Raw genomic sequence first — 13,188 nt, 5'->3', positions numbered from 1 at the left:
AAGGCCGGCACTGTGACGGCCCGGGAGAAGCACCTGGTCGAGCTGGTCGACGACGGCGGGCACGTGCTCGGCGAGACCACGGTGGCCACCGCCCACCAGCCACCCGGACGGCTGCACCGGGCGTTCTCGGTGCTGCTGGTCGACCCGCGGGGTCGGATCCTGCTCCAGCAGCGGGCCGCCGCCAAGACCCGGTTCCCGTTGCGCTGGGCCAACTCCTGCTGCGGCCACCCGCTGCCCGGCCAGTCGCTGGCCGAGGCCGCCAACCGCCGGCTCGCCGAGGAACTCGGCGTCGAGCCGGTCGACCTCACCGAGGTCGGGGTCTACGTCTACTACGCCGAGGACCCGGCCACCGGTCGGGTCGAATTCGAGTACGACCACGTGCTGCGCGCCGACGTGCCGGCCGACCTGCCCGTCCGGCCCGACCCGGACGAGGTGGCCACCCTGCGCTGGGTCGACCCGCGCGAGCTGGAGCAGGAACTGGACGCCGACCCCCGCGCGTACGCGCCCTGGCTCGGCGGGGTGGTGAACCGGCTGCTGCGGCCGGCCCGTCCCGCCGTCGACGCGGCCCGGGCGGGCGCGCCGGCCGACGAGGTACCGGAGCGGTCGGGTGGCGGATGAGGCGCTGAGCGCGGGGGCCGTCGCGCGCCGGCTGGGGGTCGCGGTCACCACGCTCCGCACCTGGCACCAGCGCTACGGCCTCGGTCCCGGCGAGCACGTGCCGGGGCACCACCGGCGCTACACGCCGGCCGACCTCGCGCGCCTGGAGATCATGCGGCGGCTCACCGCGGAGGGGGTCGCTCCCGCCGAGGCCGCCCGCTGGGCCCGGCAGGCGCCGGCCGTCCTGCCCGCCGAGCAGCTCGGGCCGAGGCCGCGGGCCACGGCGGTCCGGGACGGCGGCGGGACGACGATCCCGGTCGGCCGGGCCGGACCGGTTGCCCGCGGCATGGCCCGCGCCGCCATGCGGCTGGACTCGGTGGCGATCGGCGAGACCGTCGCGCACGCCCTTGCCACCGACGGCGTGGTGCGCACGTGGGACGGGCTGCTCCGGCCGGTGCTCGCCGGCATCGGCGAACGGCACGCCGCCACCGGCGGCCTCGTCGAGGTGGAGCACCTGGTCTCCCGGTGCGTCTCCGAGGCGTTCGCCACCGTGGCCCGGGCGCACCGCACCGCCGGGCCCGCCCGGATCCTGCTCTCCTGCGCCGACGAGGAGCAGCACACGCTGCCCCTGGAGGCGCTGGCCGCCGCCCTGGCCGAGGCCGGGGTGGGCTACCGGATGCTGGGCGCCCGGGTGCCGGTGGCCGCCCTGCTCGAGGCCGTCAGCCGGACCGGCCCGGCGGCCGTGGTGCTCTGGTCGCACACCCGGGCCACGGCCGACCCGGACCAGCTCACCGCGGTGCTCGCCGCCCCGCGCCGCCCGCTGCTGGTGCTCGCCGCCGGGCCGGGCTGGCGGTCCGACACCCTGCCGGCCGGGGTGGTCCGGCCGGTGGACCTCGCCGAGGCGCTGTCGCTGGCCGTGGCGGTGCGGGACTCCCTGGGCCAGTCGACGACAGGCTGAGGGGCCCTCCCCATTCGGCGCGACGTCCACTACGGTCGGAAAGTCCGCCCCACCCGACCCCCTCTCGGGAGCGACGATGCGTCCACGCGCCGCGCTGGCGTTCGCCCTCGGCCTGGTGCTCCTCCTGGCCGGCTGCGGCGAGCCCGGCAAGACCCCGACCCAGGCCGGCGCCCCGCCGACCGCCTCGGCCGTCCCGACGCCGCCGAAGACGCCGGCCCCGCGGCCCAGCCCGAGCCGCACCACCCCGCCGAAGCCGAAGCTGCGCCCGCTGCCGAAGACCCTGCCCGCCGGGCTGCACCGCACCAGCGGCGACCGGGGTGTGGCGCTGACCTTCGACGACGGGCCGGACCCCCGGTTCACCCCGCAGATCCTCGACCAGCTGCGGGCGGCCCACGTCACGGCGACCTTCTGCCTGGTCGGCAAGCAGGCCCGGCGCTACCCGCAACTGGTCGCCCGGATCGCCCGCGAGGGTCACCAGCTCTGCAACCACAGCTGGCGGCACGACATCAACCTCGGCCGGCGACCGCTCGCCGAGATCCGGGCCGACCTGGTCCGCACCAACCAGGCCATCCGGGCGGCCGCGCCGCACGCGCCGATCACCTGGTTCCGCCAGCCCGGCGGCCGGTGGACGGCCGAGGAGCTGACCGTGGCCCGCCAGCTCGGCATGCGCCCCCTCCACTGGAGCGTCGACCCGCAGGACTGGGACCGCCCGCCGGCGAAGACGATCATCAAGCGGGTGACGGCGGCGACCCACCACGGCTCGATCGTGCTGATGCACGACGCGGGCGGCGACCGGACCCAGACGATGGCCGCCTGCCGGCGCCTGATTCCCGACCTCAAGCGGCGGTACGGGATCTCCCGGCTCCGATGACACCGCCTCTGACCTGGGGTTTCGCCCGGCGGTGTGCGGGTGGCCATACCGGTTTGGCCGACCCCGGAGGCATGGCATATGCTTCTCATGCCTCCGGCGGGGCCGGATGGGAGCAAGTCCGCTTGAAGTTGCGAGTGTGCAATGATGGCGGGGCCGCCCTCATCGTCTAGCGGCCCAGGACGCCGCCCTTTCAAGGCGGTAGCACGGGTTCGAATCCCGTTGGGGGCACGGTCCGGCTCAGGCCGGATGCAACACCAGCCAGGTCCTGTGGAGCAGTTGGAGTGCTCGCCGCCCTGTCAAGGCGGAGGTCGCGGGTTCAAGTCCCGTCAGGACCGCAAGCGCTGACGCCGCGCCCTTACACGCGCGGCGTTCTGCGTATCGGCCCGTGCGGTAGCATGAGCCGAGCAGCACGGCCAGGTAGCTCAGTTGGTACGAGCGTCCGACTGAAAATCGGAAGGTCGGCGGTTCGACCCCGCCCCTGGCCACATAGCCTTTCGCCGGGCTACAGGAGCGCCGACCAGCGGAAACGCCGGTCGGCGTTCTGCTTTGCGCTCCCACATGCGGCACGGCGCTGGCGTGCGGATCTTGGAGACTTTCCGTTCGTAGCTGACGGAAAGTCTCCAAGATCCCGATGCGAACCACCTGCTGCCGCCCGTTCCCGGGTGCTACTCGGCGTAGGGCTGGTCCGTGCCCTGGTCGCTGTAGCCGAGACTCCAGATGTAGCCGTCCGGGTCCGCGAAGGAGCCGCCGTACCCGCCCCACGGCAGGGCGCCGGCGGGCTTGAGGATCGTGGCGCCGGCCTTCTCGGCCTCCGCGAGGATCTCGTCGACCCGCGCCTCACTACGGACGACGTAGGTGAGGACCAACCCGCTGAAGCCGCTGCCTTCCGGGTTGGCGCCCACCTGGCCGGCCAGGCCCTCGCGGCCGAAGAAGCCGACGAGGGAGCCTCCGTCGGATTCGAAGAACACCGAGATGCCGTAGTCGTCCTTGATCTTCCAGCCGAGCCCCTCCGTGTAGAACTGCTTGGACCGGGCCAGGTCCCGGACGCCGAGAAGGATCGAGCTGACGTTCGCCTTCATGCCTTGTCTCCTTGCGCTTGAGGAATCGTGCACGCGGATCACGCTACGAACGGCCCCGTGCCCGGCGCTTCTTGATTCCTGACCGGTTGGTCGCCGGTCGCCGCCCAGGTGGCAGGCCTACCGCCCCTCCGTGTGCACCACGCTCAACCCCGGGTCCGCCGGAGGCGGGCGGGCGAGTATGAGCGGTATGGGACGTCCGGAAGGCGGTGAACGAGGTCAGGACCTGTTGCAGCGTCGCGAGGACGTGCGGCAGGCCAACTTCCTGGAACTGTTCGTCGACCTGGTGCTGGTGTTCGCCCTGGCCGGCGTGGTCACCCGGGTCGCGCGGGACATCGTCAACGAGGACCTGGTCGTCCGGTGGCGGTCGATGGCCTTCCTGCCGGTGCTGTCACTGCCGCTGATCTGGCTGTGGATCACGACCGCGCACATCACCAGCTGGTTCGACCCCCGCCGCCGCAAGATCCAGTGGATCGTCCTGGCCAGCGCCTTCGGGCTGCTGATCATGTCGACGTCCCTGCCGTACGCGTTCGTGGGCCGCGGCTGGGCGTTCGTGCTGCCGTACGTGATCCTGCTGTGCGGCCGGCCGCTCATCCTGATGCCCGCGCTGCGCGGACACCCCCTGCGGCAGCTCTACCTCCGGTCGCTGCTGTGGTCCGCGGTCTCGGCGGTGTTCTGGTTCGCCGGCGCGGCCGTCAGTGGCGGCGCCCGGGCCGCCCTCTGGGCGACCGCCGTGGTCATCGACTACCTGGGTGCGCAGCTCCGGTGGGCCGTACCGGGGATGGCCCGTTCGCCGGTCAGTGCCTGGGCCACGGACAGCCGCCACCACCTGCCCGAGCGCTACCAGCAGTTCCTGATGATCGCCCTCGGGGAAACCGTGCTCGCCGTCGGCACCACGCTGACCAACCAGAAGGTCACCGCGGCGAGCGCCGCCGGGCTGGTGGTGGCGTTCCTGTCGACGGTGCTGATGTGGCGGATCTACTTCTACCGCTCCGGCCAGGTCCTCGCCGAGACCGTCGCCGCGGCGGGAGACCGGGACGCCGCCGGCCTCGCCATCGGCACCGCCCACATCGTCATGGTGTTGGGCATCGTGGCCACCGCCGTCGGTTTCGAGGTCGTGCTGAAGCATCCGGCCGGCGCACCGGAGCCGGCGTGGCTCGTCGCGAGCCTCGGTGGTCCGGTGCTGTTCCTCTACGGGCGCATCCGTCTGGAACGCGTCGTGTTCGACCGGCTCTCGCTCCGCCGGGTCGTCGCCATCGCCGCACTGGCGGTCGCCGCCGTTCCCCTGTACCTCGCCCCGCCGCTGGCCGCGGGGGTCGTGGCCGCCCTCGTACTGCTCGGCGTGGCCCTAGCCGACGCCCGGCACGCCGCCGGCCATCCCCAGGAGCCTCCCTCGCCGGCGCACTGACCCGCTGGGCACGCGAGGCCGGGCCGGCAGCTGGGGCCGGGTCAGGGATACGGGCTCGGGCCGGGCTGTCCGCAAGGGTTCGCGGGACCGGGCCGCCACGTGAGCTGATCGCCAGGGCTACCGCTTCGGGCGGTGCTGGCCCATGCCGCTCTGGATCGCCTCCCAGACGCTACGACCGGCCTGCAACAGCGTCTCCCCGGCCTGCCCGGCGAGCTGCGCCGGCCCCGGTTGGCCGGACGGCGCCTTCTCCGCTTCCTCCGGCTTCCCGTCAGCGGCCGGCTTCCCCGGCTCCGGAGCCTTCCCCGATCCGGCCGGCTTCTCCGACTCCGACGTCTTCCCCGGACCGGCGGGCTTCTCCGGTTGCGGGGGCTGCTGCCCAGGCCCGCCGGGCTTCTCCGCCTCCGGGGTCTTCCCGGGACCGGCCGGCTTCTCCGGCTCCGAGGGCTGTCCGGCGCCGAGGCCGGTGGGCGCCTGGCCGGCGCCCTTCCCGGTGGACGGCGGGCGCCCTTCGGGGCTCTTCGACGGCCCCTGGGCGCCGGTGGGCGGCTCCGGGGAACGTGCCCCGGCCGGCGGCGCCGGGGAGGGCGGTGCGGGTCGGCCGACGCCCTCCCGCAGGGCCCGGTCGGCCACCGGGCCCACCGTCCCGATCCGCTGCCCGCTCTCGTCCACGATCGGCGCGCTGGCGAGCTGCTGCGCCGCCCGGTTCACGTCGTCGATGCTGCCGCCGACCGACCGGGCCAGCGCGTCGATGAGGTGCGGGTTCCGGTCGATGGTGCTCAGTGCCCGGTCCAGGATCTGCACCAGCTTCTCCAGCCGCACCTTGAGCAGCGCCTCGGCGCTGACGCCCGTGACGTCCAGCTCCACGCCCTCCAGGTGCACCCGGACCCCGGCGTCGAGCTGCAGCAGGTTGGCCAGGCGGGCGCGCAGCGACAGGTCGGCGTCGAGCCCCTCGACGGACAACCGGATCTGGTCGACCGTCACCTCCGGGATGTCGAGCAGGACGTCCGGCTCCGACTCGCCGCCGCCCCGGTGGGCGGGCCGCCCGCTCGTCGGCTCCGGCTCCCGCTCGGTCGCTCCGCTCTCGCTCATGCTCCCCGCTCCCCGCTGGCCCCGTCGCCTGGGCCGGATCAGGCGCGGTTACCCGGTTTCGGGCCCGCCATCCCTGGCGGTCCGTCAAGCGGGCCGTGGCGGGCGACGCACGGCCCGGACGCTGTCCAGAAAACGTTCTCCCGCTGTCCGGAAGCGGGCGAACAGGAAAGCTGCACAGCGAGGCATGAGCCGGTATGGTCCGGGCCTATGGGACAGGGGATGGCCGATCCGGATGAGGTCCGCCAGGAATTCGACCGCTTCTCCCTCCGCAGCACACTCTTCGCCCCCGCCTCCGCCGAGCGGGCGTACGCCGTGTTCACCGGGTCGCTGGCCGACTGGTGGGTGCGCGAATACACCTGGTCCGGGCCGGAGGCGCTGGCCGAACTGGGCATGGAACCACGAGCCGGCGGCATGCTCTACGAGATCGGCCCGTACGGCTTCCGGGGTGACTGGGGCCGGGTGTTGACCTGGGATCCGCCCCGGCGGCTCGTCTTCACCTGGCAGATCGGGCCGGACCGGGTGCCGGTGCCGGACCCGGCGCGGGCCAGCGAGGTCGAGGTCCTCTTCCAGCCCGAGGGGCCGGAGCTGACCCGGGTGGACGTCGAGCACCGCTACTTCGACCGGCACGGCGAGGCCGCCGAGGGCTACCGCAAGGCGCTCACCGCCGGTTGGCACGAACTGCTCTGCCGCTACCTGGCGACGGTCGCCCGCGCCACCGACTGACCGCGGCGGGTCAGCCGCCGATGCCCCTCGTCGGGGCTCCGGCGCCGGTCACCCCGGTGCCGCCGAGGTCGGCGCGGCGGCCCGCGGCCGCGCCCGGACCGAAGCCGCTGCCCGCGAGCCGGCGGCGCGGGGCGGTGCGCAACCGGGGGTACACCTCGGCGAGCCGGCGCTGGACCCGGTCGGAGCGGTCGGCGAGCACCAGCGCCACCGAGGGCGCCCCGGATTCGGCCACCGCGCCGGCCTCGGCCGTCCGCAGCCGATCGGCGACCACGTGCGCGAAACCGGCCAGCCAGGTTCGCCGGAACGCGGCCGGATGCTCCCCGGCGGGTACGGCGGCGCCGGCCAGCCCGTGCGCGGCCTGGACCAGCAGCGAGGTGAAGAGCAGCTCGACCCGTTCCAGGTCGCTGGCGAAGCCGAACAGGTGCAGGTCGAAGCCGCTGCCCTGCCGGCGGCGTACGCAGCGGCAGCGCAGCGGTTCGGCGACCGCCGCGAGCAGGCCGGCCTTGTCCCGGGCGTACGGGGCGACCACCTCGACGACCCGGTCACCGACCGGATCGGTGGCCGGCTCGCGGGCGGCGAGCAGCGCCCGGTCGACGCCGTAGCGGGCGATCAGCTCGGTGGCCTTGGCCATGAAGGCGGCCGACTCGGCGGGCGTGCAGGCCGGGTCCTCGGCCTGGGCGAGCAGCTTGCGGACCTTGCTCAGCATCGCCTCGGACATGCATCAGAGCTATCACAGAGCGGGGACGGGTCAACCCGCCCGGCTGCGCAGCGTGGCGACCGTCGAGCCGGCGAGGGTGAGCAGGCAGTCGGGCAGCAGCCCGTCGGCCGCCGCGGCCCCGAACAGCGCCTCGCCGGTGTCGGCGTCGTCGTTGGCGTACGCGCTGACGAAGCGGGCCACCCAGCGGGTGTCGTAGTCGGCCTGGTCGATGCCGGGAAAGTCGAGCGCGGCGCCGCCGCCGGGTGCGTCGTCGCCGACCATCGTGGCGGCCAGGCACCAGGCCACCCCGTACGCCCCGGCGAGCCCGGAGCGGTCCACCACGGCGTCGAAGGTGTCCACCACGCCGGCACCGTCACCGGCCAGCGCCGAGCGGAGCACGGCGGTCGCATCGTCCAGCGTCTGCTGTGCCTCGTCGCTCACCTGCCGAACAGTAGTTCCGGGGGTCAAGCGGTGACCCCGGAACAGCGCCTTCATCACGGAGAGTGATACCAGCAGTCGGGGTGCCGACGGACCGACCTCCACGGTCCCGCGCGCCGCGCCGGCACGCTAGTGTGCGCAGCGGACCCTCGCCGGAGGAAGGACGACAATGCTCAGATCTCGCGCGTCGCGTGCGGCCCTGTCCACGGCCTGCGCGGCGCTCCTGCTCGCCACCAGCGCCTGCGGGAGCGACAAGCCCGAAGAGGCGGCCAACATCCAGGTGCGCCTCTACGGCACCGACGGCAACATGCTCAACTCGTACGCTGACGGGCTGAAGGACCGCGCGGACCTCATCAACGGCATGAAGGGCACCACCCCGCTCACGCCGCTGCCCGAGAGCTTCAAGGATCGGCTACGCACCGTAGACCCGAAGCTCCAGGACTACCTCTATGCGGCGGAGACCTACGACGCGATCGTGATAAGCGCGTTGGCCGCCCAGCTCGCCGGCACGACCGACCCGGGCGAGATCGCCAAGCAGATCGTCGGGGTGACCAACGTCGGCCAGCGCTGCGACGAGGTGGCGACCTGCCTCCAGCTGGCCCGCGCCGGCGAGGACATCGAGTACCGAGGGGTGTCGCTGAACCGTGCCGGGTTCACCGACGTCGGCGAGCCGGCCACCGCCAGCTACGCCACCCTGCACTTCGACGACCGGCAGATCGACGACGGCAAGACCGAGTTCGTCGGTGCCGGGAACGATTCGTCGGCCAGCACGAAGACGCCGCCGCGGGGCCGGAAGTCGCGGCCGGCCAAGTCCTACAAGGAGGACGGCTCCCCGCTGGTGCTCGGCGGCCTGCTGCCGAAGACCGGCGACCTGGCGATCGCGTACCCGCCGATGGCGGCCGGCGCGGTGCTTGCGATCCGCGAGATCAACGCGGCGGGCGGCGCGCTCGGCGACCCGGTGACCTGGATCGAGGGCGACGACGGCACCGACCCGAAGGTGGCCAAGGCGACGGTGGCCTCGCACGTCCAGCAGGGCGTGCAGGTCATCATCGGTGCGGGCGCGTCCGGCATCTCCCGGGCCGTGCTGCCCGACGTGGTGGCAGCCGGCCGGATCCTCTTCTCCCCGTCGAACACCGACGCCGGGCTGAGCACCGTGGACGACAAGGGCCTCTACTTCCGCACCGCGCCGCCGGACAGCCTCCAGGGTCGGGCGCTGGCCGACGTGATAATGCGCGACGGACCGCACAAGATCGCGATCGTCGCCCGCAAGGACTCCTACGGCGAGGGCCTCCAGGAGAACGTCCGCGCCGAGCTGGAGCGGGCCGGCATGGGCGCCGACAAGGTCAAGCTGCTCTCGTACGTGCCCCCGGAGGGCGCGTCGCCGCCCCCGGTGGACTTCACCGCCGGGGCCAAGGAGATCAAGGACTACGGGGCGGACGCCGTGCTGCTGATCGGCTTCGGCGAGTCGGCGAAGGTGATCACCGACCTGGCCGACGCCGGGGTGCAGATCCGGAACTGAGACGACGACGAGGGCCGCACCGGCGAACCGGTGCGGCCCTCGTCGTGTCCGCCGTCAGCGGGAGCGGCGCCGCTCCAGGAACTCGGTCATCCGCCGGTGCTTCTCCTCGTCCTCGAAGAGCACCGCCTGGCTGAGCAGGTCGAGCTGCGGGTGCGCGGCCGCCGGGGCGTCCACCGCGAGCTTGGTGAGCCGCAGCGCCAGCGCCGAACCCTTGGCCATCTCGTCGAGCAGGCCGTGCGCGGTGGGCAGCAGCTCCGCCGGCTCGGCCACGACCCGGTTGACCAGCCCGATCCGCAGCGCCTCGTCGGCGTCCACCCGCCGGCCCGTGAAGAGCAGCTCCTTGGCCCGGGCCTCCCCGACCAGCGCGGGCAGCCGGTAGGTCGCGCCGGCGCCGGCCAGGATGCCCAGCCGCACCTCGGGCTGGCCGAACACCGCCCGCGCCGTGCACACCCGCAGATCGCAGGCGTACGCCAGCTCGGCGCCGCCGCCCAGCGCCGGGCCGTCGACGGCGGCCACGGTGGGCATCGGCAGCGCCCGGATCCGGGCGAAGGCGGCCTGGTTGATGGCGGCCAGCGCGTCCAGCCGGCCGCGCTCGCGGAGCTGGGCGATGTCCGCGCCACCGGCGAAGATGCCCTCCGTCCCGCCGGTGAGCAGCAGCAACCGGGGCCGCGCCTCCAGCTCGGCGCAGACCGCGTGCAGCTCGGCGATCAGGTCCGCGTCGATCGCGTTGCGCTTCTCCGGCCGGTCCAGGGTGACCACCAGCCGGTCCGGCAGCTCCTCGATCCGAAGCCCGCTCATTGCTTCACCCCGCCTTCCCAGCTGTAGAAGCCCTGGCCCGACTTCTTGCCCAGCCGGCCGGCGGCCACCATCTCCACCAGCAGCGGCGGCGGCGCGAAGCGGTCCCCGTACGCGGCCTGGAGGGTGCGGGCGATGTCGAGGCGAACGTCCAGCCCGACCAGGTCGGTCAGCTCCAGCGGGCCGACCGGGTGCCGGTAGCCGAGCACCATCGCCTTGTCGATGTCGGCGGGGCTGGCCACCCCGTCGGCGACCATCCGGATCGCCTCCAGGCCGAGGGTCACGCCGAGCCGGGAGGTGGCGAAGCCGGGCATGTCGCGTACCACGACGGGGTCCTTGCCCAGCCGGCCGGCGAGCGCGACGGCCACCTCGGTGGTCTCCGGCGCGGTGGCCGGGCCGACCACGACCTCGAGCAGGGCCATGGCCCAGACCGGGTTGAAGAAGTGCAGGCCGAGGAAGTCGGCCGGCCGCTCCAGCCCCTCGGCCAGCTCGGCGATGGGGATGCTGGACGTGTTGCTGCCGAGCAGGACGGGCCGGCGGCCCTCGGCGTCCCGCAGCACGGCGCGCTTCAGGTCGAGCCGCTCGGGGACCGCCTCCACGATCACGTCGGGGCCCTCGGCCACCTCGGCGAGCCCGACCCGCAGGGTGACCCGCTCGCGGTTCGCCGTCGCCGCCTCGGCGGTCAGCTTGCCGCGCTGCACGCCGCGCTCCCACAGCTCGCCGAGCCGCCGCAGGGCGTCGGCGCCGCGCGCCGGGTCCACCTCGACCAGCTCGACCGCGTACCCGGCGCCGGCCGCCACGTACGCGATGCCGAGGCCCATGGTGCCGGCCCCGACGACCACAAAACGACCACTCATCGATGTCCCTTCGGCGCGGACCGCTGGCGGGCGGGGTCTCCGCCGCGCCGCACGAGTCCGCTCGCTCGCTCCTGGGTGCGACCCTATGCAGGGCCGGCCCGCGGGGCATGCGTGGGGGCGCGCCGGATCGGGTACAGACGGCCGTCAACGCCGAGGGAAGGATCGAGATGAGCCAGGCACCGGAGAGCGCGGAGGGCACCGAGACCGTGGAGACCCGCGGCGACGAGCGGGTGGACCTGCTCCGCGCGGACACCAACAACGACGGGAAGACCGACGTCTGGGTGGTGGACACGGACGGCGACGGGAAGGCCGACCTGTTCCAGTTCGACACCGACGGCGACGGCAAGGTGGACATCACCATGGTCGACATCGACGAGGACGGCACCCCGGACGAGGTGGTCGACGGCGACGGCGGCCTCCCGCCCGAGCAGACCACCCCCACCGTGCGGGTCTGACGCGTACGCCGGCGGGCGCCCGGGGTTGTCCGGGCGCCCGCCGGCTCAGGCCAGCCTCAGCGTGGCCAGGTAGTACGGGTGGTCCTGGTCGTCCACGTCGACCAGTCGCCACGGCGAGCCGTGTAACAGTTCGGCGAACTCCTCGACCGAGCACACCAGATAGTCGAACCACTCGGTGCCGAGCAGGCGGTAGCGCAGCCGCAGCCGGAGCTGCCCGCCCAGCCGCCCCCGCCGCCGGTTCCGCTCGTGGTAGCCGGTGTGCACCGGATCGGTGGTGCCGTACGGGTCGGTGCCGTGCGCGATGACCTGCGCGCCGGGGCGGGCCAGCGCGGCGAGCGCGGCCAGCAGGGCGGGTGCCCGCTCCCGGCCCTCGAACAGCCCCAGGTTGTTGCCGAGCAGCAGGAACGTGTCGTAGCGCCGGCCGTCGGCGACGTGCTCGTCGACGGTGCCGAGCACCAGGTCGCGTACGCCCCGGTGCCGGCTGACCCGCAGCGCGCCGACCGAGGTGTCCAGGCCGGTGACCGGCACGCCGCGCTCCTGGAGGTGCAGGGCGATCCGGCCGGCCCCGACGCCGATGTCCAGCACCTGCCCACGCACCCGGTCCACCGCCCGGTGGTCGTACGGCTGCCACCGCTGCGGCGGGTCCAGGTAGTGCTCGGCGGGGGCGCCGTTGACCAGCCCGTCGTCGCGCTCGATGATCTCGATGACCGGCCGGGGCAGCCGTCCACCGACCAGCGGCCGGGGCCCGATCCCGGTGGTGACCGCGTACGCGTCGCGGATCATCTCGCCGAACACGTCGCCGATCGTGGGTTCCCCGGTCACGCTCACGGCGATGACGCTATCCGGGCTCGGTCGGCCTGTCGCCGCCGTATCCTGAGCGGCGTGACAGACCTGGACCGCCTGGCGGCGGAGAAGTACGTCCTGCTCACCACGTTCCGCAAGGACGGGCGGGCGGTGCCGACTCCGGTCTGGGCGGTGCGCGACGGTGAGGCGCTGGCGGTGTGGACGGTGTCGGACTCCGGCAAGGTGAAGCGGATCCGGCGCGACGGCCGGGTCACGGTGGCCCCGTGCGACGTGCGCGGCCGGCCGCACGGCGAGGCGGTGCCGGGGCACGCGACGGTCAGCGACCCGGCGGGGACCCGGCGGATCCGGGGCCTGCTCAAGCAGAAGTACCGGCTGATCGGCCGGCTGAGCCTGCTGGGCAGCCGGCTGCGCCGGGGCGAGGGCGGCACGGTGGGCCTGCGCATCGTGCTCGACTGAGCGAACCGGCCCCGGACACGATTCAGGGCGGCGGATCGTCGCTGTCGCGACGTCCCACCGCCCCTGATCGAACGCCTGAGAAACGTCCGGCCGTCAGTCCCCCTGACGCTGCTGGGGAATCTGCCCCTGCAGCAGGGCGCGAACCTCCGACTCGCGGTAGCGGCGGTGGCCGCCCAGGGTCCGGATGGCGCTGAGCTTGCCAGCCTTGGCCCACCGGGTCACCGTCTTCGGGTCGACACGGAACATCGACGCCACCTCGGCCGGTGTGAGTAGCGGCTCTGGTTCGTGCGTTCGCGATGCCATCGGGGTCACTCCTCCACATGTATAGACATCGGCCGGGGTCCCGCCGGCCGACGCGTCTCCCATGGTCCGGCTAGTCCCCGATGTCCGACATGGGCCGAACGGCTGAAGGTCCCTAGACGGACGGATGAACCATGCCCGATTT

Annotated in this window: 16 protein-coding genes and 3 tRNA genes; 11 read left to right on the top strand and 8 right to left on the bottom strand. The window is 73.8% G+C overall.

Annotated elements, in window-relative coordinates; genetic code table 11:
- Window positions 1-12: 12 nt before the first annotated feature.
- The 6 genes from idi (at window position 13) to NLX85_RS29355 (ending at window position 2,911) form a co-directional block, all read left to right on the top strand.
- Window positions 13-618, top strand: coding sequence for an isopentenyl-diphosphate Delta-isomerase (gene idi, locus NLX85_RS29380; protein ID WP_254340586.1), 606 nt, complete (start codon window positions 13-15; stop codon window positions 616-618).
- Window positions 608-1,555 (top strand): MerR family transcriptional regulator, encoded by a 948-nt coding sequence (locus tag NLX85_RS29375; RefSeq protein WP_254340585.1) that lies wholly within the window; start codon window positions 608-610, stop codon window positions 1,553-1,555. The genes idi and NLX85_RS29375 overlap by 11 nt, the downstream gene beginning before the upstream one ends.
- Window positions 1,556-1,631: 76 nt before the next feature.
- On the top strand, window positions 1,632-2,426 hold the full coding sequence (locus NLX85_RS29370; RefSeq protein ID WP_254340580.1) for a polysaccharide deacetylase family protein: 795 nt from the start codon (window positions 1,632-1,634) through the stop codon (window positions 2,424-2,426).
- 155 nt (window positions 2,427-2,581) lie between these two features.
- A tRNA-Glu gene (locus NLX85_RS29365) sits at window positions 2,582-2,654 on the top strand.
- Window positions 2,655-2,687: 33 nt separating this feature from the next.
- Window positions 2,688-2,761: transfer RNA gene (locus NLX85_RS29360), tRNA-Asp, on the top strand.
- A 76-nt stretch (window positions 2,762-2,837) separates the two neighbouring features.
- Window positions 2,838-2,911 (top strand) — tRNA-Phe (locus tag NLX85_RS29355).
- Window positions 2,912-3,091: 180 nt separating this feature from the next.
- Here the strand turns inward: NLX85_RS29355 and NLX85_RS29350 are convergent.
- Window positions 3,092-3,505, bottom strand: a complete 414-nt coding sequence (locus tag NLX85_RS29350) for a VOC family protein (RefSeq protein WP_254340578.1) — start codon at window positions 3,503-3,505, stop codon at window positions 3,092-3,094.
- 226 nt (window positions 3,506-3,731) lie between these two features.
- On the opposite strand from NLX85_RS29350, the gene NLX85_RS29345 reads away from it, so the two are divergent.
- Entirely contained in the window at window positions 3,732-4,910 is a 1,179-nt protein-coding gene (locus tag NLX85_RS29345; protein ID WP_254340573.1) for a low temperature requirement protein A, read from the top strand.
- A 117-nt stretch (window positions 4,911-5,027) separates the two neighbouring features.
- Here the strand turns inward: NLX85_RS29345 and NLX85_RS29340 are convergent, their stop codons facing one another.
- Window positions 5,028-5,999, bottom strand: a complete 972-nt coding sequence (locus NLX85_RS29340; RefSeq protein ID WP_254340572.1) for a hypothetical protein — start codon at window positions 5,997-5,999, stop codon at window positions 5,028-5,030.
- A gap of 207 nt (window positions 6,000-6,206) precedes the next feature.
- On the opposite strand from NLX85_RS29340, the gene NLX85_RS29335 reads away from it, so the two are divergent.
- A complete protein-coding gene (locus tag NLX85_RS29335; protein ID WP_167544562.1) occupies window positions 6,207-6,722 on the top strand; it encodes an SRPBCC family protein in 516 nt (171 codons plus the stop codon).
- A gap of 10 nt (window positions 6,723-6,732) precedes the next feature.
- Here the strand turns inward: NLX85_RS29335 and NLX85_RS29330 are convergent, their stop codons facing one another.
- Together NLX85_RS29330 and NLX85_RS29325 are read right to left on the bottom strand one after the other, a co-directional pair.
- The gene (locus NLX85_RS29330; protein ID WP_254340571.1) at window positions 6,733-7,440 is read right to left on the bottom strand and encodes a DUF2786 domain-containing protein; all 708 of its coding nucleotides are present in this window, start codon (window positions 7,438-7,440) and stop codon (window positions 6,733-6,735) included.
- Window positions 7,441-7,470: 30 nt separating this feature from the next.
- Complete coding sequence (locus NLX85_RS29325; protein WP_212830829.1) at window positions 7,471-7,860, bottom strand: hypothetical protein; 390 nt, start codon at window positions 7,858-7,860, stop codon at window positions 7,471-7,473.
- Window positions 7,861-8,026: 166 nt separating this feature from the next.
- Here NLX85_RS29325 and NLX85_RS29320 point away from each other — a divergent pair, with 166 nt between their 5' ends.
- The gene (locus NLX85_RS29320; RefSeq protein ID WP_254340570.1) at window positions 8,027-9,376 is read left to right on the top strand and encodes an ABC transporter substrate-binding protein; all 1,350 of its coding nucleotides are present in this window, start codon (window positions 8,027-8,029) and stop codon (window positions 9,374-9,376) included.
- 54 nt (window positions 9,377-9,430) lie between these two features.
- Here the strand turns inward: NLX85_RS29320 and NLX85_RS29315 are convergent, their stop codons facing one another.
- Window positions 9,431-10,174: an enoyl-CoA hydratase/isomerase family protein gene (locus NLX85_RS29315; protein ID WP_254340569.1), complete on the bottom strand. Its 744-nt coding sequence runs from the start codon at window positions 10,172-10,174 to the stop codon at window positions 9,431-9,433.
- Window positions 10,171-11,028, bottom strand: coding sequence for a 3-hydroxyacyl-CoA dehydrogenase family protein (locus tag NLX85_RS29310; protein ID WP_254340568.1), 858 nt, complete (start codon window positions 11,026-11,028; stop codon window positions 10,171-10,173). The genes NLX85_RS29315 and NLX85_RS29310 overlap by 4 nt, the downstream gene beginning before the upstream one ends.
- Before the next feature lie 167 nt (window positions 11,029-11,195).
- Between NLX85_RS29310 and NLX85_RS29305 the strand changes: the two genes are divergently transcribed.
- Window positions 11,196-11,483 (top strand): hypothetical protein, encoded by a 288-nt coding sequence (locus NLX85_RS29305; RefSeq protein WP_107075368.1) that lies wholly within the window; start codon window positions 11,196-11,198, stop codon window positions 11,481-11,483.
- A gap of 45 nt (window positions 11,484-11,528) precedes the next feature.
- Here the strand turns inward: NLX85_RS29305 and NLX85_RS29300 are convergent, their stop codons facing one another.
- Window positions 11,529-12,305: a bifunctional 2-polyprenyl-6-hydroxyphenol methylase/3-demethylubiquinol 3-O-methyltransferase UbiG gene (locus NLX85_RS29300; RefSeq protein WP_254340899.1), complete on the bottom strand. Its 777-nt coding sequence runs from the start codon at window positions 12,303-12,305 to the stop codon at window positions 11,529-11,531.
- Between the two features lie 60 nt (window positions 12,306-12,365).
- Between NLX85_RS29300 and NLX85_RS29295 the strand changes: the two genes are divergently transcribed.
- Window positions 12,366-12,743 (top strand): PPOX class F420-dependent oxidoreductase, encoded by a 378-nt coding sequence (locus NLX85_RS29295; RefSeq protein ID WP_254340567.1) that lies wholly within the window; start codon window positions 12,366-12,368, stop codon window positions 12,741-12,743.
- Window positions 12,744-12,836: 93 nt separating this feature from the next.
- On the opposite strand, the gene NLX85_RS29290 is transcribed toward NLX85_RS29295, so the two are convergent.
- A complete protein-coding gene (locus NLX85_RS29290) occupies window positions 12,837-13,046 on the bottom strand; it encodes a BldC family transcriptional regulator (RefSeq protein WP_007073996.1) in 210 nt (69 codons plus the stop codon).
- Window positions 13,047-13,188 lie beyond the last annotated feature (142 nt).

It is taken from the genome of Micromonospora sp. A3M-1-15, from assembly GCF_024213425.1.
GTDB classification, from domain to species: domain Bacteria; phylum Actinomycetota; class Actinomycetes; order Mycobacteriales; family Micromonosporaceae; genus Micromonospora; species Micromonospora chersina.
This window is presented reverse-complemented; position numbering and strand designations above follow the sequence as displayed.